At 69.9% G+C, this 17,516-nt stretch carries 17 protein-coding genes; 7 read left to right on the forward strand and 10 right to left on the reverse strand.

Features of this window, described 5'->3' with window-relative positions:
* Positions 1-7 precede the first annotated feature (7 nt).
* From BM349_RS00615 to BM349_RS00625, 4 genes are all read right to left on the reverse strand, one after another.
* Positions 8-397, reverse strand: coding sequence for a DUF2255 family protein (locus BM349_RS00615; RefSeq protein ID WP_091701053.1), 390 nt, complete (start codon positions 395-397; stop codon positions 8-10).
* Complete coding sequence (locus BM349_RS00620) at positions 390-1,586, reverse strand: low temperature requirement protein A (protein ID WP_175525141.1); 1,197 nt, start codon at positions 1,584-1,586, stop codon at positions 390-392. The genes BM349_RS00615 and BM349_RS00620 overlap by 8 nt, the downstream gene beginning before the upstream one ends.
* A gap of 2 nt (positions 1,587-1,588) precedes the next feature.
* The gene (locus BM349_RS18675; RefSeq protein WP_175525142.1) at positions 1,589-1,822 is read right to left on the reverse strand and encodes a hypothetical protein; all 234 of its coding nucleotides are present in this window, start codon (positions 1,820-1,822) and stop codon (positions 1,589-1,591) included.
* 243 nt (positions 1,823-2,065) lie between these two features.
* A complete protein-coding gene (locus tag BM349_RS00625; protein ID WP_091701059.1) occupies positions 2,066-4,726 on the reverse strand; it encodes a LuxR C-terminal-related transcriptional regulator in 2,661 nt (886 codons plus the stop codon).
* A 234-nt stretch (positions 4,727-4,960) separates the two neighbouring features.
* On the opposite strand from BM349_RS00625, the gene BM349_RS00630 reads away from it, so the two are divergent.
* Positions 4,961-5,209: a hypothetical protein gene (locus tag BM349_RS00630; RefSeq protein ID WP_091701062.1), complete on the forward strand. Its 249-nt coding sequence runs from the start codon at positions 4,961-4,963 to the stop codon at positions 5,207-5,209.
* Positions 5,210-5,261: 52 nt separating this feature from the next.
* On the opposite strand, the gene BM349_RS00635 is transcribed toward BM349_RS00630, so the two are convergent.
* On the reverse strand, positions 5,262-5,675 hold the full coding sequence (locus tag BM349_RS00635; protein ID WP_091704605.1) for a VOC family protein: 414 nt from the start codon (positions 5,673-5,675) through the stop codon (positions 5,262-5,264).
* 67 nt (positions 5,676-5,742) lie between these two features.
* On the opposite strand from BM349_RS00635, the gene arfB reads away from it, so the two are divergent.
* The gene (gene arfB / locus BM349_RS00640; protein WP_091701066.1) at positions 5,743-6,180 is read left to right on the forward strand and encodes an alternative ribosome rescue aminoacyl-tRNA hydrolase ArfB; all 438 of its coding nucleotides are present in this window, start codon (positions 5,743-5,745) and stop codon (positions 6,178-6,180) included.
* Between the two features lie 66 nt (positions 6,181-6,246).
* The gene (locus tag BM349_RS00645; RefSeq protein ID WP_091701070.1) at positions 6,247-8,913 is read left to right on the forward strand and encodes an ATP-binding protein; all 2,667 of its coding nucleotides are present in this window, start codon (positions 6,247-6,249) and stop codon (positions 8,911-8,913) included.
* Here the strand turns inward: BM349_RS00645 and BM349_RS00650 are convergent.
* The 3 genes from BM349_RS00650 to BM349_RS00660 all read right to left on the reverse strand — a co-directional run bounded on the left by BM349_RS00650 (position 8,888) and on the right by BM349_RS00660 (position 11,140).
* On the reverse strand, positions 8,888-9,328 hold the full coding sequence (locus BM349_RS00650) for an SRPBCC family protein (RefSeq protein WP_091701073.1): 441 nt from the start codon (positions 9,326-9,328) through the stop codon (positions 8,888-8,890). The genes BM349_RS00645 and BM349_RS00650 overlap by 26 nt on opposite strands.
* Positions 9,329-9,365: 37 nt before the next feature.
* Positions 9,366-10,631 (reverse strand): serine hydrolase domain-containing protein, encoded by a 1,266-nt coding sequence (locus tag BM349_RS00655; RefSeq protein WP_254773669.1) that lies wholly within the window; start codon positions 10,629-10,631, stop codon positions 9,366-9,368.
* A gap of 152 nt (positions 10,632-10,783) precedes the next feature.
* Positions 10,784-11,140: a hypothetical protein gene (locus BM349_RS00660; protein WP_091701076.1), complete on the reverse strand. Its 357-nt coding sequence runs from the start codon at positions 11,138-11,140 to the stop codon at positions 10,784-10,786.
* Between the two features lie 128 nt (positions 11,141-11,268).
* Between BM349_RS00660 and BM349_RS00665 the strand changes: the two genes are divergently transcribed.
* Genes BM349_RS00665 through panB form a run of 3 tightly spaced genes read left to right on the forward strand, consistent with a single transcriptional unit; the run spans position 11,269 to position 13,860 of the window.
* Positions 11,269-12,012, forward strand: a complete 744-nt coding sequence (locus BM349_RS00665; protein ID WP_091704613.1) for a DUF2520 domain-containing protein — start codon at positions 11,269-11,271, stop codon at positions 12,010-12,012.
* Positions 12,009-12,860 (forward strand): pantoate--beta-alanine ligase, encoded by an 852-nt coding sequence (gene panC / locus BM349_RS00670; protein WP_091701081.1) that lies wholly within the window; start codon positions 12,009-12,011, stop codon positions 12,858-12,860. The genes BM349_RS00665 and panC overlap by 4 nt, the downstream gene beginning before the upstream one ends.
* Before the next feature lie 37 nt (positions 12,861-12,897).
* Positions 12,898-13,860, forward strand: coding sequence for a 3-methyl-2-oxobutanoate hydroxymethyltransferase (gene panB / locus BM349_RS00675; protein WP_091701085.1), 963 nt, complete (start codon positions 12,898-12,900; stop codon positions 13,858-13,860).
* Between the two features lie 22 nt (positions 13,861-13,882).
* On the opposite strand, the gene BM349_RS00680 is transcribed toward panB, so the two are convergent.
* On the reverse strand, positions 13,883-14,716 hold the full coding sequence (locus BM349_RS00680; protein WP_091704616.1) for a class II glutamine amidotransferase: 834 nt from the start codon (positions 14,714-14,716) through the stop codon (positions 13,883-13,885).
* Between the two features lie 145 nt (positions 14,717-14,861).
* Here BM349_RS00680 and BM349_RS00685 point away from each other — a divergent pair, with 145 nt between their 5' ends.
* Positions 14,862-16,514: an FAD-dependent oxidoreductase gene (locus tag BM349_RS00685; protein WP_091701090.1), complete on the forward strand. Its 1,653-nt coding sequence runs from the start codon at positions 14,862-14,864 to the stop codon at positions 16,512-16,514.
* A gap of 49 nt (positions 16,515-16,563) precedes the next feature.
* Here BM349_RS00685 and BM349_RS00690 read toward each other — a convergent pair whose 3' ends face one another.
* Positions 16,564-17,502, reverse strand: a complete 939-nt coding sequence (locus BM349_RS00690; RefSeq protein ID WP_091704618.1) for an EamA family transporter — start codon at positions 17,500-17,502, stop codon at positions 16,564-16,566.
* Positions 17,503-17,516: the final 14 nt, after the last annotated feature.

Here is a 17,516-nt window from a genome sequence, read left to right on the forward strand (position 1 = left end):
GCAGCGGTCAGGTGGATGCACGCGAGAGACGGAGGGTGGATGCCGCGGCCTCGGCCGTGACCATCGATCGGGCCGCCATCGCTCCGTATTTGGTTTGGTAGGCGGCGTCGACCGCGTCGGCACCCCCGTCTCCCACGAACGCGACGGTCACATCGACGGAGCGTCCCGCCACACGGATCCACGCGCGCTCCGCGTGGAGCGACCTGCCGTACCAGCCGGTGTCGCGCCGCCGCCAGGTGCGGACGAAGACGTCGTCGTCAACGACGACGACCCAGATCGGCGTCCACCGCCCTCGTCCACAGTCATCCCGCGGCGCGGCGATCTCGAGCTCGAGCGCCCCATCGAGGTGGCGGAGGTCCTCCGGCGTCCAGTGTTCGACGGATGCGTGCTCAGTCATGCTGTGCGCCCCACCGAAGCGACTCGACTGCGATCAGAATCGTCACGAGCGCGAGGACACCGGCGAGGGCCCACAGGCCCGGGAGCGCGGACCACAGCGGAATCGCAGCCGCGATCACGACGGCGCTGATGAATCGCACCGCGAGGATGCGACGCGACATCCGCAGCCAGAACGCGGCGGTCGCGGCGAGGAACAGCGCGACACCTGCACCCAGCGCTGCAGCCCCGAACCAGTCGAGGTGATCCTCGCCCAGGTGTCCCATCACCTCCTCGATGCCCAAGGCGGTCAGGATCACGCCGAGGATGATCGGCAGATGCAGGTAGGTGTACCCGTCGGACGCGAGCTTCGCGCGTGCGACGCCGTCGGCACGCTCGAGCAGATGCTCGGCATCCTCGGCGATCCGCTGGAAATACGCCCACCACAGTGCCACCGACAGGCCGATGGCCAGGAGCGAGCCGATCACGATGGAAGCCGTGATGGCATCGAGGGAGACGCCGACGCCGATCGCGACGATCGACTCTCCCAGTGCGAGGATCACGACCAGGCGGTGGCGTTCGGTGAAGTGCGCGACGGACTGGACGCGCCACGAGCCGCCGATGCTCGAGGTCACGTAGATGGCGAGCAGATCGACGACGATCGCAGCGGTCCAAACGATGAGCCGCCACTGCTCATCCAGCAGAGCGCCGACGATCAGCAGAACGATCGACGGCACCGCCGAGGCGCTGAGGCTCAGCAGCACCTGCCGCCGCAGGGCGGCATCCTTTCCCGCTGCGATGAGATACGTCGAGAGGTGCACCAGCCTGATCACCGCGTAGCAGCACGCGAACACGAGTGGCGCGTAGAGTCCGCCCTCGAGATCGTGGAAGGCCTCGGGGATGGTCAACGACAGGACGAAGACGGCGGCCGCGATGATCAGCGCCGTGCGCACCAGGCCCTCGTTCGCGTGCGCTTGATTGCCGAGCCACGCGAAGGACGACCACGACCACCACAGCAGGCCGAGCACCACGACCCCCTGCGCAACCGACGCGGGCGGCTCGCCATGGGCCATCAGGAACGTCACCTGGGTGAACGCGAAGACGAAGACCAGATCGAAGAACAGCTCGAGCGTGGTGACCGAGTCACCCTCGCTCGCCGTGCGAACGCCGAGCACGCGCGAGAGGCGCCCTCGCCCGTCACCCTGCCCCGACATGGCTAGAACATTAGCGCCAGCTCCACCGGTGGGGACTCGGTCGTCTGAGCGGCAGAAGGGGTCGGCACAGCGTCCGCCGTGCCGTTGCTGACCAGCAGCGCGAGCGCGGCGCCGAGGATCACCGGTACGACGATCGCGCCGATCGTGATCCATAGCCAGGCGCGCTTCCTCCTCCGTGGCGGGGGCAGTGCCGGATCACCTGCGGGTTCGGAATCGTCGACGATCGGTTCAGACACGGTCGGTCCCTTCGATGAGCCCGGGGCGTTACCGAACGGCGGCGCGGACTCCCCCAGAGTCCGCGCCGCCAGGCTGAGTCGGCTGGAAACCGTGATTCCGGCCACACCCCAGTTGTGTGAGGCATCCGATGCCTCGATCCGCCGAGCCACGACACTGTGGCTCGTTGGAGAGAAGTCCACCCCACACTCCCCCGCAGGGAGTACGTAGTCCGCTACCTGTTTCCGTGGCTTCGTGTGCGCGACCTACTGCGGCATCGGCGACGTGCGCGCTGACGCGGTGTCCAGCGCAACGTTGGCGAGCGCCCCTCGATTGGGAAGACCGGACTTCGCGAGGGCGCGCAGAATGTGACCCTCGACTGTGCGGACCGAGATGCCGAGCAGGTCTGCGATCGCGCGATTCGACAGGCCGTCCGCGGCGAGGCGTGCGATCTCGTACTCGCGTTTGGACAGCGACGGCGCGTGCTCCAGTCGCCGCAGCGCGAAGGTCCGCGCACCCTGCGCGCGGGCGGCCAGCGTCGATGCCCGATGGTTCGCGCGGAGCGCCTCCCGCGTGCGTGCCGCAGCGTGCAGCTGGAACGCGCCCTGCGCGGCGGCATCCGCAGCGGCGACGAGGTCTCCCATCTCCTCGTACGCGCTGCTGACATGCTCGAGCGCCGAGGCGTCGGAGCGCTGCAGCGCTTCGGCATGCCGGAGCGCGATCCGCACCCGCGGGCCATGGACCCGCTCGGAGAGCTCACGCAATCGGCGCACACCGGCGTGGTCGCCGAGTTGGGCGCCGAAAGCGAGCGCGAGCGACTCGTACCCCTCCGCGCCGGAGTTGCGCGCGCGCTCCGCCGAGGCGCGCGCAGCGGCGACCGCAGCGTCGATCCGCCCCTCTGCGGCGAGCACCAGGGACTCGGCGATGTCGACCTCGGGGAACAGGTAGGCGTATCCCGGATGCATGTCCTCGAGGGCCGCCTCGAATGCCGCCCGGGCCGGACCCGCATGTCCGCGCAGCGCGTGGGCTTGGGCAAGATCCAGGTGGGAGCTGAACAGCAGCCCGTTCGGCGCGAGCGGGGCCAGATCGTCGCGGAGATCGTCGAAGATGTCCACTGCATCCTGGAGACGCGATTCGATGAGCGCCGCTCGTCCGCGCAGGCGTCGCTCGAGCGTGGCGCCGATTCCATCGCTCCACGAAGCCTCGGCGACGAAGCGACGCGTGATGTCGACGGCGCTGAAGGACCGGCCGTCGATCCGGACGCCGGTGAGATGCATCTCCGCGACGCCGAACCGGAGATTCGCGGGCACGCGGCCGCCACCCTCGTAGCCGGTCACCGCGGCGCCTGCCGCATCCTCGCTCCGGCCCTGCACGGCGAACGCGGTCGTCCGCGTCCAGGCCAGCACCATCGTCCCGAAGGCGTCGGCCTCGGCCCCGATCGTGGAGGCGATCCGCAGGCCGCGCGCCGCGTCGCCGAGCAGGACGGCGAAGAGTGCGCGCATCGCGCGCAGACTCGCGATGGCGACCGAATCGGCGGCTGAGTCCGCGGCGGATTCGACGAAGGCGACGGCGTCCTCAGGTCGGCGGAGCGGCCAGAAGAGGGTGCCGCCGTGAACCATCGCGACGTCGTGATCGCCGGCCGCCGCGATCTGCGCGTAGCGCTCGAGCACCGTCTTCGCCTCGGCACCGCGTGCCTGTCCGGTCAGCGCCATCCCCAGGGCGAGCAGGGCCTCTGGATGCTCGGCACCGGCCAGCGCGGCACGCGACAACCGCTCCGCCAGCTCGAGGTCGGTGACACTCAAGGCGAGCGTGGCCTCGGCGGCGAGACGATCCGGTGGCGCCACGAGTTCGGAGTCCAGACGAAGCCGCGCCGCTCTCAGGACGTCGTGAACGGAGGCTGTCCGCCCTTCCGCGATGTCGGCCGCCACCCACTCCGTCGCGAGTCGCCCGCTGAGCCGCATCCGTCGGTGAACGCCCATGCGCATCCGGGCCGTCTCCACATAGAGCGGATGCGATGCCTCCAGTTCGACGCCGCCCTGCGACCGGGAGCTGCGGATGAGCCCTTCGAGCTCGGCATGCTCGATGACGGTGGAGCCGACGACACGCTCGTACACCGAGCTCCTGAGGGGCGACGCGACGGCGAGCAGGTCGACGAGGTCCCTGAGCCCGGGGTCGAGCGAGTCGAGCAGGCTCCCGATCACATCGGTCAGGCCCTCGGGAAGGGCGGTGTCTCGGTGCCAGGTCCATTCGTCGCCATCGCTCGTGAAACGGGACGCGTCGATCTCACCTCGCACCAGTTCACGCAGATACAGGAAGTTCCCCCGGGTGAGTGCGTGGATCTGGTCTATGCTGCTCGGGCGGATCCTCCGCGCGAGGACTGCCGTGAGCACGTCGGCGACGCCGGCGCGGTCGAGTTCCTCCACGCGGATGACGACGGTCGGTTCGCTTTCGATGAGGATCCGGATCGCCTCGGGCACTCTCATCCCGTCGCGAACCGTCAGCACGATGGACGCGCTCGCGCTCTGGGCGACCTCCGCAACCACTGCGGCCGAGCGGTCGTCCAGGTGCTGGGCATCGTCGCAGATGAGCACCGGCATCAGCTGCTCATGAGGCCGGCGACCGACTCGCTCGCTGAGGCCGCGAAGGATCGTGACCGGCTCCGCCGTCGAGTCGCCGATGCCGACGAATGCACCCCACGGGATGGTCTGCAGCGAGCCGTTGGCACCGATCCATGTCACGCGACGCCCCCGACGGCGGTGCCACGCCGCAGCCTCGCGGGCGATCCGGGTCTTGCCGGCACCCGCGGTGCCTCGCAGCACGATCGTCATCGGTCCGTGCGAGACGAGGGGTTCCCGCAGGTGCGCGAAGATCTCGTCGCGCACCCGGAACGGCCAGTCCGTCCGTCTCGGTGCGGCATCACCCGTCATGAGCGCACCGCCGCACGGGTCCTGTCACTCGCGCCGAGGTCGGCAGGGTCGGGCGCGCGCTGAGCATGCCTGGCCTGCCTTCCTGGGGGGTGCTGCTCGAATGAGCCGGATGGTTCGCTGCGTCAGCGGTGAGGTGATGCCGACGGGAAGCTGGTCTGATTCTATTTGCGCTGTATGGGAACTCTATGTGAGCGCTATAGCGCCACCATTTGAGGCTACTGATACCGTCGGGGCATGCCGCGACCGTATGGAGATCCCGTCGAGATCGTCACCGCCCCGATCCCGGCGCAGTCTCCGTTCATCCCGCTCGATGCGAAGATCGTGGTCGGGGCGGTCGCTCCGGCCTCGCCCGATCCGATCCCGATCGTCCTGCTCCCAGGCTTCGAGTACCGGATGCGGGAATGGCGCCATCCCACGACCCATGAGATCCACTGGCGGCTCGAGCGGCGGAAGTCGTCTCAGCCCGGGGAGCCCGACGAGTAGGTCAGAAGGATGCCGCGCCTCGTGTCAGCAGGCCACTGTCGGCACGAGCTGATCAAGCCTGCGGATCGACCTCTCGCGGCGGGTTGTGCATGAACTCGATGCGGATGCCGTTGTCGTCCTCGACGAACGACGCGTAGTACCTGTCGTTGAACCGCGGGTACAGCTTCGGCTCGCGAACGACGGACCATCCGGCACCGACGGCGACGCTGTGGAGCCGATCGACATCGGCGCGCGAATCGACCGCGAAGGCGAGATGCTGCCATCCCACGCGTCCATGCCGGTGCGGACCCGTGCCCGGCTCGCGGGCGGGGAGGAGGATCAGCTCCGTCTCCCCTTCCGCGTGCCACGAGACGCCGTTGTCGGCGTCGTAGCGGGTCAGCCCGAGCGCGGTCATCACGGGGTCGAACTGGCCGATCGCGGACGGAAGGTCGTCGACGCTGACGCCGATGTGGTCGAAGACGGGCACCCAGGCAGTATTCCGCACTTCGAGGCGCTCCGGCGAGCGCGGGCGAAGGCCGGAGGATGATGGATCCATGCCTGCCGCTCATCGTCCTGGACTGAGGATCGACTCGGGGATCACGATCCCCGAGTCCGAGCTGTCCTGGCGATTCTCGCGCTCGTCCGGACCAGGCGGCCAGGGCGTGAACACCGCGGACTCGCGGGCGGAGCTCGTGTGGGATGCGGCCGGCTCCGCTGTTCTCTCACCGCTTCAGCGCGAGCGCCTCCTCTCCCGCCTGAGCGGGCGGCTTGTCGGCGGCGTGCTGACGATCACGGCGTCCGAGCATCGCGCGCAACTGCGGAACAGGGATGCCGCGCGCGCTCGACTCGCGGCGGTGGTGGCCGACGCCCTGCGGCCACCGGCGCCCCCGCGCAGACCGACCGCTCCGAGCCGAGGGTCGAAGGAGCGGCGACTCGCGGCGAAACAGCGGCGCACCGACATCAAGCGGCTGCGTCGGCCGCCCATCGACTGACCTCTCACGCTCCCGAGCGATGGACAGCGATCGTGCGGGGCCCGACAATGGCACCATGGCGGGTCGATGCGACGGCATCCTGGTGACGCCGACGAGTTCGCCGTGATGGCACGCGCCGGCGGCTCGGCGATCCGCACCCCTGACCAGCGACTCCGGATCTTCGTCAGCTCGACCCTGAAGGAACTCGGGCCCGAGCGTCAAGCTGCACGCGCGGCGATCGAGCGACTGAGGCTCGCCCCGGTCATGTTCGAGCTCGGAGCGAGGCCGCATCCGCCGCGACAGCTCTATCGCGCGTACCTCGAGCAGAGCGACGTGTTCGTCGGGGTGTACTGGCAGGAGTACGGATGGATCGCACCGGGCGAGGAGATCTCCGGACTCGAGGACGAGTACCGCCTCGCGCCGACGGAGATGCCGAAGCTGATCTATGTGAAGCAGCCGGCCGACCGCGACCCGCGCCTCGAGGAGCTCATGGCGAGGGTGCGCGCTGACGACACCGCCTCGTACACGCCGTTCTCGACCGCTGACGAGCTCGCCGAGCTCATCGCCGCCGACCTGGCGACGCTGCTCGCCGAACGGTTCGACGCATCGCGCGCGCCCTCGGGATCCTCAGTCGAGGCGAGTTCGGCGGGTCGCGTCCCCGCCCCATTCTCGGCCGCACTGGGTCGCGAGCGCGACCTCGCGACCCTCCTCGCGTGGTTGCGTGAGGACTCCCGACGGCTCGTCACCCTGGTCGGCCCGGGCGGGATCGGCAAGAGCCGCCTCGCGATCGAGGTCGCGCGCAACACGGGCGACCACTTCGACCGTGTGACGTTCGTGTCCCTGGAGCAGGTGCGCGACCCCGGCGACGTGCTGCCTGCGATCGCGCGTGAGCTCGGTGTGCGCGACACCGGCGCTGCCCCGCTCAGCGAACAGTTGGGGGTCGCGCGGGCGGGCCGTCGAGACCTCATCGTGCTCGACAACTTCGAGCAGGTCGTCGAGGCCGCCGCGGACATCGTCTCGCTTCTGACCGACGTGCCCGGCGCGACCTTCCTGGTGACCAGCCGTACCCGGCTCCGGGTGCGAGCCGAGCACGTCTACGACGTCGAGCCGCTCGGGTTGCCGCCGGAGCCCTTCCAGGCGTCGATGCAGGCGATCCTGGATGCCCCGGCGGTGCAGCTGTTCCGCGACCGCGCGCGGTCGGCGGACCCCCGGTTCGACATCACCGAGGAGAACGCCGAGGACGTCGCCGGCATCTGCCGGGCGCTCGAAGGCGTCCCGCTCGCGATCGAGCTCGCCGCCGCACGCATCCGCGCGCTCTCCCCCGCGTCCATCCTCGCTCGACTCGATCGGATGCTGCCCCTGCTCGTCACCGCCGCGAGGGATGTTCCGGAGCGGCAGCGGACGATCCAGGCGACGGTCGAGTGGAGCATCGATCTGCTCGGCGCCGACGCGCGCGCGCTGTTCGGGCGGCTCGGGGTGTTCGCCGGCGCATTCAGTCTCGACGCGGTCGAGGCGGTCACCTCGGGAGAGCCGTGGGCCGCCGATCTGCTCGACACCCTCCTCGAACTCGTCGACGCCAGCCTTGTGCGGCAGCGTGAGGAACAGGCCCTGTCGCTCTTCTCGATGCTGGTCCCGGTGCGCGAGATCGCGACGGAACGCTTCGAGGCCGACCCGGATGCGGCGGCGGTGCGCCGCGCGCATGCGGACCACTACGTCGGTCTCGCGACCGGGACCGCACTGCTGCTGAGAGGGGCGACGCAGTCCGCCGCCCTCGACCGGCTCGAGGCCGAGCGCGACGACCTGCGCGCAGGCTGCCGCCATCTGATCGCGATCGGGGAGATCGACGTCGTGGCCGACGTGGTCTGGCGCCTGTTCCTCTACTGGTGGATCCGCAACCTGCTGCCGGAGGTGAAGTCCTGGATGGATGCCGTTCTCGAATCCGGCCCTCGGCTCTCGCCCCGCGCCCGCGCGATCGCGCTCGCCTTCTCGTCGTGGGTCGCGCTGTGGCAGCCCGCCTCCGAGATCAGCACCGAGCGGATGGAGGAGGCGGTCGCGCTGTTCCGCGCGGTCGACGACGAGTTCAGCGTCGCGCTGGCCCTCACGATCGCATCGCTGTCGTACATGTCGGCGACGCCCCCCGACCTCGGCCTCGCCGAGGACCGGCAGCGCGCGGCGCTCGCATCGGATGCCGCGCGTGCGGACCCGACGTTCCATTCGCTGTTCGAGAGCGTGCTCGGGCGGATCCTGCACTTCCGTGGAGACGACGCCGGAGCCGTACGGTGCTTCGAGCGCGCACGGGAGCTGGCCGAGCACGCCGGCGACGAGTATGCCGAACGCATCGCGCTGAACCAGATCGGATGGTCGCGCATCGCGGTCGGCGAGCCGCAGCCCGAACTGTTCACGCGCGCGCTGGAGCTCTCGCTTCGGCTGCGGAATGAGGACGGCGATGCCTATGCGCTCGAAGGGCTCGCCGGATCGGCCGCGGTGGTCGGCGACGTCGAGCGGGCCGGCATCCTGCTGGGCGCCGCCGAGACGCTGCGCGCGCGCACCGGGCTCCACGAGCAGCGCCAGTACGTGACCTACCAGGCCATCGTCGATGCCGTCCTGGCCACCGATCGCGCGGCCGAATTCGAGGCGGCGCGAGAGATCGGTCGCCGGATGCCGCGACGAGCCATGCTGGAGTACGCGCTCGACTCTGAGACGGACCCGGGCTCGGAGGATCAGCCGCTCAGGGCGCCTCCAGGAGTGCGGTGAGGTCGGCCAGGTACCGCGTAGAGTTCGCGCGGACGGCCTTCCCCATGAACGGCGCGACGAATCTCAGCAGACCGCGGGCTCGCACCCAGACGCCGAAGGTGATCTCGGCTCCAGCCGGGGTGTCACGGATCCGATAGCGCCCGCCGAACGCGACCGGGCTGCGATCCACGGTGGAGAACGCCGCGACGCGAGCCGATCGATCCAGGTCATCGAGCGCGATCAGGTACGGATCGTCACGGCCGGGAGTCGTGCCCTTCTGCCGATAGACGGACTTCGGCTCTCCCGCGACTCCGCTGACCAGTTCGCTGACCGCCAGATCATGTCGCCATCTCACGTCGTTGGAGAGATCGGCGACGAACGCCAGCAGCTCATCCGGGTCGACCGCGATCACGGCGGCGACGGTGTGCTCTTTCATCAGAGCTCCCTTCTGACGAAGCGGTCCGCGGGCGGGCTCAGGGAGCGTCCCCTGGGTTCGGGCCGGCGGTCTCGGCCGGGGGGCCGTAGATCTGCTCGATGAGGTCCTTCGCGATCGTCGCTGCGGGGGGCGCGCCGTTCGCGGCCGTCGAGAGGTTCGTCCAGACGACGACCGTCACCTCGTTGAGCGGGTCATATCCGGAGTAGGTGTTGTAGCCGTTGATCAGCCCCCCGTGCTCGTAGAAGCCGGAGGGAGCGCGGATGATGCCCCAGCCGTAGGCGCTCGGGGAGCCGGGCTCGGGAGGGACGACGTTCTGGAGGCGCTGCTCCTGCAGGTCCGAGTCCAGCAGACCGCCGCCGACGATGGCCTCGATCAGGACGGCGAGGTCGCCGATGGTCGAGATCCCCGCGCCCGCGGCCCACGCCCAGGAAGGATTCGCATCCGTCTGGTCGTTGGGCAGGAGCGTGCCCGCCTCGGCTTGGGCGAGCAGGTCGGCCGGGAGCCTGAAGGTCGTGATCGTCCGCACGTTGTCCGTATACATGTAGCCGCTCGCATACGGCGTGGGAAGGGAGGCGTCGTCGATTGCAGGAAACGACGTTTCCGTCAGGCCGAGCGGAGCGATGAGCCTTTCCTGGAAGATCTCCCGCAGCGGCTTTCGCTCGAGCTGCTCCGCGATGAGACCGAGCAGCACGTAGTTCGTGTTCGAGTAGTGGAAGCCGGCGCCCGGCTCGAAGTACGGCGGCAGCCCTGCTCCGAGCGCCAGCAGCTGTTCCGGGTCCCAGACCGATTGCGGATCGACATCCATGTCATGCAGCAGCTGGTACGTCTCGGTGTAGCTGAACAGTCCGCTGCGCATGTTCAGCAGCTGCTCGATGGTGATGTCGTCGCCGTTCGGGACATCGGGCCGGTACTTCGACACCGGATCGTCGAGGGCGATCCTGCCCTCCTGGACAAGCTGCAGAATGACGGTCGCCGTCCACGTCTTCGTGGTCGATCCGACGCGGATGTGGTCTTCGAGCGACACCGGAACGGAACCGCCGAGCGCGGTCGTGCCGTAGGCGGCGGAGATATCGCCGTCGGGCGTGCGGATCAGCATCGCCGCTCCGGGGACCATCATGGTCTTCGCGAGTCGGTCGAACGACGCGATCAAGGCGGCACCGTCGAGCGGAAGCCGGGGCGCCCGGCTGCCGGCGGTCGGCGACTCGATCGGGCCTGGCTCGGCACCCGCGGTGCACGCCGTCATGGTGATCGCGAGCGCCAATGCCGCGGCCGCGAAGATGCGCGGTTTCAGAGTTTCACGCAACGGTGGTCGCACACCCATGTCAGCTATCTCGCAAATCCTCAGCGCGTCAGGGCACGAACGGCGCGACGTGCTCGCATCGCCGCCCCTCGGCGGTACGAACGTACACCCGGGGCTTGCAACGGACGGCGGTCCACCGTGCGCGACCAGCGCGGTCAGCCGCCGGCGGCGAACCCGACGATCCGGATCGAGTCGGTCGAACGGATCCAGTCGCCGAGGCCGTTGCCGGTGTGCAGCTTCGCAGGTGCCGCGCCGGGCGTGACGATCATCCGATAGACGGTGACCTCACCGATCCTGCCCTCGAGCGAGCGAACCTCCGCATCCATGCCCCGGTACGTCGACGCGCCGGTGACCGCGCCCGGCGGCAGCGTCTCGATCATTTCGTCGACGAGCGCCTCCAACCGGTCAGCGGTCGTCGCCAGCGTGATGGTCGCGGCAGGTGGCTGGTCATCCCAGAGCGCCATCGTGCCGACCTCGGTGATCTCGATCCAGCCGGCTTCCGGTCCGTCCACGGCCCCAGTCTGTCGTGTCTTCCCCGAGCGTCACATGACCTCCCGTGTTTTTGAGCCCGGTACAGGAATGGGCGATACTCATGAGGCAGTCGCACGCCCCGATCGCGCGCTGCGCACCTATGACCTCCATGCCGCAGTCTCCGCATCGCGCTGTCGCGACCGCCGCCGTCGTCGGCCGCGGTCGTCTCGGGCGCCCGCTCGCCCGAGCGCTTCGCTCTGCCGGATTCGAGGTGCACGGTCCCATCGGCCGCGGCGAAACCGTGCCGCCGGCCGATGTCGTCCTGCTCTGCGTGCCGGATGCCGAGATCGGCCGGGTCGCCGCGTCGCTGCACGGATCGGCGGGCCTGGTCGGCCACACATCCGGTGCGACACCGATCAGCGAGGTCGACTTCGGCATCCACCCGCTCCAGACCTTCGTCGGGGACGAGGGCGCCGAGGCGTTCCACGGCATCGGGTGCGCGGTCGGCGGCCGATCCGCCGAGGGGCTCGCCGCGGCATACGAGGTCGCGGCGCGCCTCGGTGCCCGCCCGTTCCCCATCGAGGACGCGCAGCGCGCCGGGTACCACGCCGCGGCATCCGTCGCATCGAACTTCGTCGTCGCACTGCTCGCCGCGGCCGAGCAGCTCGCGACCGCGTCGGGCGTCGCGGCCGCCGATGCGCGCTCGCTGCTGGCGCCGCTCGTGCGAACATCGGTCGAGAACTGGGCCGCTCTCGGTCCGCAGGCCGCGCTCACCGGCCCCGTCGCGCGGGGCGATGCGCGGACGGTGCAGCGTCAGCGAGAGGCGATCGCGAGGGACGCACCCGATCTGCTCGAGCTCTTCGACGCACTGTGCGAGACCACGCGTACGCTGGCTGCGAAAGGCATCGCATGAGGATTCTCCGCACGAAGGCCGAGGTCCGCGCGGCCGTCCACGAGGCGCGGTCCGGCGGTGAGGCGACCGGCCTCGTGCCCACGATGGGCGCCCTGCACGAAGGGCATCTCTCGCTGATCCGTCGAGCACGAGCCGACAATGACCTCGTCGTTGTGTCGCTGTTCGTGAACCCCACGCAGTTCGGCGCGAACGAGGACCTCGGCGCGTACCCGCGCGACGAGCACCGCGACGCCGCGTTGGCTGAGGCGGCGGGCGCCGACATCCTCTTCGCCCCGCCCGTCGCCGAGATCTACCCCGACGGCTTCGCGACCAGCATCCACGTCTCGGGCATCACCGAGGTGCTCTGCGGCGCCCATCGCGGGCCCGCGCACTTCGACGGCGTGGCGACGGTCGTCGCCAAGCTGTTCCAGATCGTCGCTCCCGATGCCGCCTACTTCGGCCAGAAGGATGCGCAGCAGGTGCTCGTGATCCGCCGGCTCGTGCGCGACCTCGACATTCCGGTGCGAGTCGTGGCATGCCCGATCGTGCGGGAGCCGGACGGGCTCGCGATGAGCTCGCGTAATGCGTACCTGAACCCCGCCGCCCGGCAGCAGGCGACCGCGCTCAATCGCGCGCTGGATGCCGCCGAATCCGCCGTGGCACGCGGCGAGACGCGGGCGGACGCGATCCTCGAGCGCGCGCGCGCCGTGCTGGCCACCGCCGAGATCGACCCCGAGTACCTCGAGCTGCGCGATCCCGAGGATCTCAGGGAGCTCGACGCGGTCGAGACCACAGCCCTGCTCGCCGTCGCCGCACAGGTCGGCAAGGCCCGACTGATCGACAACCGCATCCTGAGCGCGTCACGCTGACGCGACGCGCCGCCGAACCGAGAGGTCACCCGCGAACATGAGCACCCGACCGAACCCCGCAGTCGCACCCCACGGGCGGCCTCGCACGACGTTCGCGAGCCTCGCCGCGCAGAAGGCCAAGGGCGAGCCGATCGCGATGGTCACGGCGTACGACTATCCGAGCGCCCAGATCGCCGAGGCGGCAGGCGTGGACATCGTGCTCGTCGGCGACTCCGCGGCGATGACCGTGCTCGGCTACGACAGCACCGTGCCGGTCACCGTCGATGAGATGCTCATGCTCACCGCAGCGGTCCGCCGAGGGCTCACCGCTCCACTGCTCGTCGCGGACCTGCCGTTCGGGTCGTATGAGCGCTCCGACGAGCAGGCCGTCGACACCGCGCAGCGCTTCATCAAGGCGACCGGAGCCGACGCCGTGAAGATCGAGCGCGGCGGGTCATCGGTCGAGCGGGCCCGAGCCCTCGTTGGGGCCGGCATCCCCGTGATGGGCCACGTCGGGCTCACGCCGCAGACCGCATCGTCGATCGGGGGGTACCGGTCGCAGGGTCGCACCGCCGAGGAGGCCGTGGCCGTCTACGAGAGCGCGCTCGCCCTCCAGGCCGCGGGCTGCTTCGCCCTCGTCTTCGAGGCGATCCCGACCGCCGCGACTGACGCGATGATGCCTCGGCTCGATGTGCCGGTGATCGGCATCGGCGCCGGTCCGAGCACCGACGGACAGGTGCTCGTGTTCCATGACCTGCTCGGCATATACGACGGGGGGGCGGCCAAGTTCGTGAAGCGGTACGCCGAGCTGCGCGAGCCGATGATCGCAGCAGTGGCGGCATACGCCGACGACGTGCGTGCGCACCGCTACCCCGAGGCCCAGCACGGCTACGGCATGCCCGCCGCCGAGGCTGCGCGGCTCGAGAGCCTGCTCGCAGATCATGATCGCCACCAGCGGCGCGGGATCTCGGCATCCGCCGCTCGGCGATCCGGCACGATCGCCCGCCTGCAGAATCCCTGATCAGAGGCGTGAACCCGATCCGTCAGGCCATGAACGGCTGGTGGCGGTAGCCGTCCGGATCGAGGATCACGGCGGTGGCCTCGGGCACCTCGACGAACGTGCCGGGCAGGTCGTTGAGCGGCTCGGAGACCACCACGTGCGCATCGTCGCCGAACAGACTCAGCCGCTCGGCATCGGGGTACAGCTGACGGAGCGTCGGAATGTCGACGGAGTGGAACAGCGTTCGCGATCGCCCCGCGGTCGAATAGCGGAACGCCCAGAGCGTCTCCCCGTCGGACACCGCCATCGTGCCCTGCATCGGGAACCGGATGCCATGCTCGCGCCCGGTCGACTCCACGAGGCGAACGGTCTGGGTCATCGCCTCGATCGGATCATCGCGCAGGCCGAAGGTGAGCGCGAGGTGGAACAGCACCTCCGAGTCGGTCGTGCCCTGCACATGAGGGTAGAGCGACGGATCGATCGCGAACGTCAGATCGCGCTTGACGTCGGTGAAGTCGGCGAGGAATCCGTTGTGCATGAAGAGCCAGTTCTCATAGCGGAACGGGTGGCAGTTCGTCTGCTGGATGGGCGGACCGCCGGCCGCGCGCACATGGCTGAAGAACACGGGGCTTCGCACGGCGCGGGTGATCTCGCGCAGATTCTGGTCGTGCCACGCCGGTTCGATGCTGTGGAACACGGCCGGGATGCCGCCGGCATCGGCATCCGTGGGATACCAGCCGAAGCCGAACCCGTCGCCGTTGACCGTCTCCGCACCCAGCGGGGAGTTCAGGGACTGGGCCACGAGCGAATGCTGGGCGTCGAGGATGAGGATCGACGGCTGAAGGGCTTCTCCCCGGTATGCGAGCCAACGGCACATGCGCATCTCCCTCCGAGAGCGGCGGCCCGAGGAGCCGGGAGCGCCGCTGCTTCCGTGGTTCAGGCTACGACGTGGGCCCGGGCGTTGTCGGAGGGATCGCGAACTGCCACGATCGTCGTGGACCCGAATCCGCTGAAAGGCCACCGTGATCACCGCTGCCGAGTTGACGGCCATTCCGCTGTTCGCCGATCTCACCGACGACCAGCTCGCGTTCGTCGCACGGTCGGTGGAGGACATCCGCCTGCTCCCCGGCGAGTTCGCGGCGCGTGAGGGCGACGAGCGCGCCCTGTTCCTCGTGGTCGAAGGGGTCATGGAGCTCACGAAGGACATCAACGGCGTCGAGCGCAGGGTGGGCAAGCGCCGACCGGGCGAGATGTACGGCGAGGTGCCGATGATGCTGAGCACCAACCTGCCGGCCAGCTACGGCGCGATCGACGCGTCGCGCGTGCTCAAGCTCGATTTCGGCAGCTTCTTCATGCTCGCCGCGATGGCACCGCAGGTCGCGACCACGGTCGGGGCGTCGGCGCAGGGCCGCATCGAGAGCCTCAAGGAGCTCGCGGCAGAGACCGCCACACCCGACATGGTCGTCATCGGCCCGTCGATCGATCCGCGCGTGCACGAGGTGCGCACGTTCCTCAACCGCAACCGCATCTCGTACGACACGATCGACATGAGCGATCCGCAGCAGGCGGAGCAGGCGGCAGGGCACAGCTCGTTCCCTGTCGTCGTGCTCGCCGACGGCACCCGGCTCGTGCAGCCGACGGTGCGTGAGATCGCGCTGGCCGGCAGGCTGCCGGTCGCGCCCGAGCACGACCGGTACGACGTGATCATCATCGGCGGCGGGCCGACCGGCCTGACAGCCGCGGTCAACGGCGCCGCCGAGGGCCTGCGCACGCTCGTGGTCGAGCGGTTCGCCCCCGGCGGTCAGGCGGGCACGTCGACCCGGATCGAGAATTACACCGGGTTTCCGTTCGGCGTCTCCGGCGACGAGCTGGCCGCCAAGGCGATGCGGCAGGCGCGACGGCTCGGCGCCGAGATCATCGTGACGCGCGCGATCGAGCACATCGACCCCGACGCGCACACCGTGACCCTCGACGGCGGCACGGTGCTGCACACCAGGGTGGTGATCCTCACGTCGGGCGTGGAGTGGCGGCACGTCGCGATCCCCGACATCGAGCGCTTCATCGGCAACGGCGTCTACTACGGTGCCGCGCGCAGCGACTCCGGCATCGCCCACGGCAAGGACATCTTCATCATCGGCGCAGGCAACTCTGCGGGCCAGGCGGCGATCTTCTTCTCACGCCGGTCGAAGTCGGTGACCCTGATCGTGCGGGGCGAATCACTCGGTGCGAGCATGTCGCAGTATCTGATCGAGCAGCTCGGGTCGAACCCGAACGTCACGATCCAGACCCGCTCCGAAGTGGTCGCGCTGCACGGCACCGAGAAGCTGGAGTCGATCGACGTGATCGACAAGCGCACGCAGACGGTGACGAACCGCGCCGCCGAGGTACTCTTCGTGATGATCGGGGCGGATGCCGAGACCTCGTGGCTGCCCGATGAGGTGGCACGCGACGGCAACGGCTACGTGCTCACCGGCCCGCATGCGGGGACGGGCGGCGAGTGGACGCTCGAGCGGGATCCGTTCGCGCTGGAGACGACGGCGCCCGGCATCTTCGCGGCAGGCGACGTGCGCTCCGGCTCCGTCAAACGTGTCGCAGCGGGCGTCGGAGAGGGCGGAATGGCGATCGCGTTCGTGCATCAGTACCTGGCGCTCGCACCGGCGGAGCCGGTCGCCTAGCTCAGGCGGGTGACGCCGGCGGAGCCGGTCGCCCGAGCGCGTCAGCGCGTCACGCCACGGGCTCGGCGAACGGCTCGTCCGGCTCGCGCGGTGGCGTGCCGTCGCCTTCGTCGACCGGCGCGGATGCCGCGGCATCCCGCGCCGCCCTCCCGGCCGAGCGGACCGCTCCGATGCTCGCGACGATCACCAGGGCGATGCCGAGGATCTCGAGCCATGCGAGCTCCTGGCCCAGCAGCACCCATCCGGCGATCGCGGCGGTGGCGGGGGCGAGGCTCATCAGGATCGCGAACGCCGCTGCCGGAAGCCTGCGCAGGGCGATGAGCTCGAGGGCATACGGGATGGTCGACGAGAGCACCGCGACCGCGGCGCCGAGCGCGAGCAGGTCTGGTCGCAGCAGCGCGGCACCCGCCGAGATGATCCCGAACGGAAGCGCGATCACGGCGCCGGCGGTCATCGCGAGGGCCAGTCCGTCGAGTTTGGGGAACTCGCGCCCGACCCGCGCCGACGCGAGGATGTAGAACGCCCAGCTCGCTGCCGCGCCGAGGGCGAAGAGCACGCCGAGCGGATCGAGGCGATCCCACCCACCACCGCCCAGGGCGACGACTCCGACGAGGGCGAGGAGCGCCCACAGCCATGCCGACAGGCGCCTGCTCGCCACGATCGACAGCACGAGCGGGCCGAGCACCTCGATCGTCACGGTGACGCCGAGCGGCAGGCGCTCCAGGGCGAGGTAGAACAGGCCGTTCATCACCGCCAGCACGACGCCGAAGCCGAGCACGGCCAGCCATCCTTCGCGGGTGTGGCCGCGCAGCCCAGGCCGCGCGATGAGCAGCAGGATGATGGCGGAGAACACCAGCCGCAGCATGACCATGCCGAGCGGCCCGACCTGAGGGAACAGGAGCACCGCGAGCGACGCGCCCACCTCCTGGCACGCGAGACCGACGATGACCAGGAGGACGGCCGGCGTCGTGCCCGAACGCGAGGTCACCACCGCGACGTCAC

Source organism: Microbacterium sp. cf046, assembly GCF_900114345.1.
Lineage (GTDB): Bacteria > Actinomycetota > Actinomycetes > Actinomycetales > Microbacteriaceae > Microbacterium.

Excerpts from the sequence above, each read along its gene's own strand:
- panB (WP_091701085.1), top strand. The coding sequence starts at position 12,898 with ATGAGCACCCGACCGAACCCCGCAGTCGCACCCCACGGGCGGCCTCGC.
- panC (WP_091701081.1), top strand. The coding sequence starts at position 12,009 with ATGAGGATTCTCCGCACGAAGGCCGAGGTCCGCGCGGCCGTCCACGAG.
- BM349_RS00650 (WP_091701073.1), bottom strand. The coding sequence starts at position 9,328 with ATGAAAGAGCACACCGTCGCCGCCGTGATCGCGGTCGACCCGGATGAG.
- BM349_RS00665 (WP_091704613.1), top strand. The coding sequence starts at position 11,269 with ATGCCGCAGTCTCCGCATCGCGCTGTCGCGACCGCCGCCGTCGTCGGC.
- BM349_RS00615 (WP_091701053.1), bottom strand. The coding sequence starts at position 397 with ATGACTGAGCACGCATCCGTCGAACACTGGACGCCGGAGGACCTCCGC.
- BM349_RS00625 (WP_091701059.1), bottom strand. The coding sequence starts at position 4,726 with ATGACGGGTGATGCCGCACCGAGACGGACGGACTGGCCGTTCCGGGTG.
- BM349_RS00645 (WP_091701070.1), top strand. The coding sequence starts at position 6,247 with ATGCGACGGCATCCTGGTGACGCCGACGAGTTCGCCGTGATGGCACGC.
- arfB (WP_091701066.1), top strand. The coding sequence starts at position 5,743 with ATGCCTGCCGCTCATCGTCCTGGACTGAGGATCGACTCGGGGATCACG.
- BM349_RS00630 (WP_091701062.1), top strand. The coding sequence starts at position 4,961 with ATGCCGCGACCGTATGGAGATCCCGTCGAGATCGTCACCGCCCCGATC.
- BM349_RS00620 (WP_175525141.1), bottom strand. The coding sequence starts at position 1,586 with ATGTCGGGGCAGGGTGACGGGCGAGGGCGCCTCTCGCGCGTGCTCGGC.
- BM349_RS00680 (WP_091704616.1), bottom strand. The coding sequence starts at position 14,716 with ATGTGCCGTTGGCTCGCATACCGGGGAGAAGCCCTTCAGCCGTCGATC.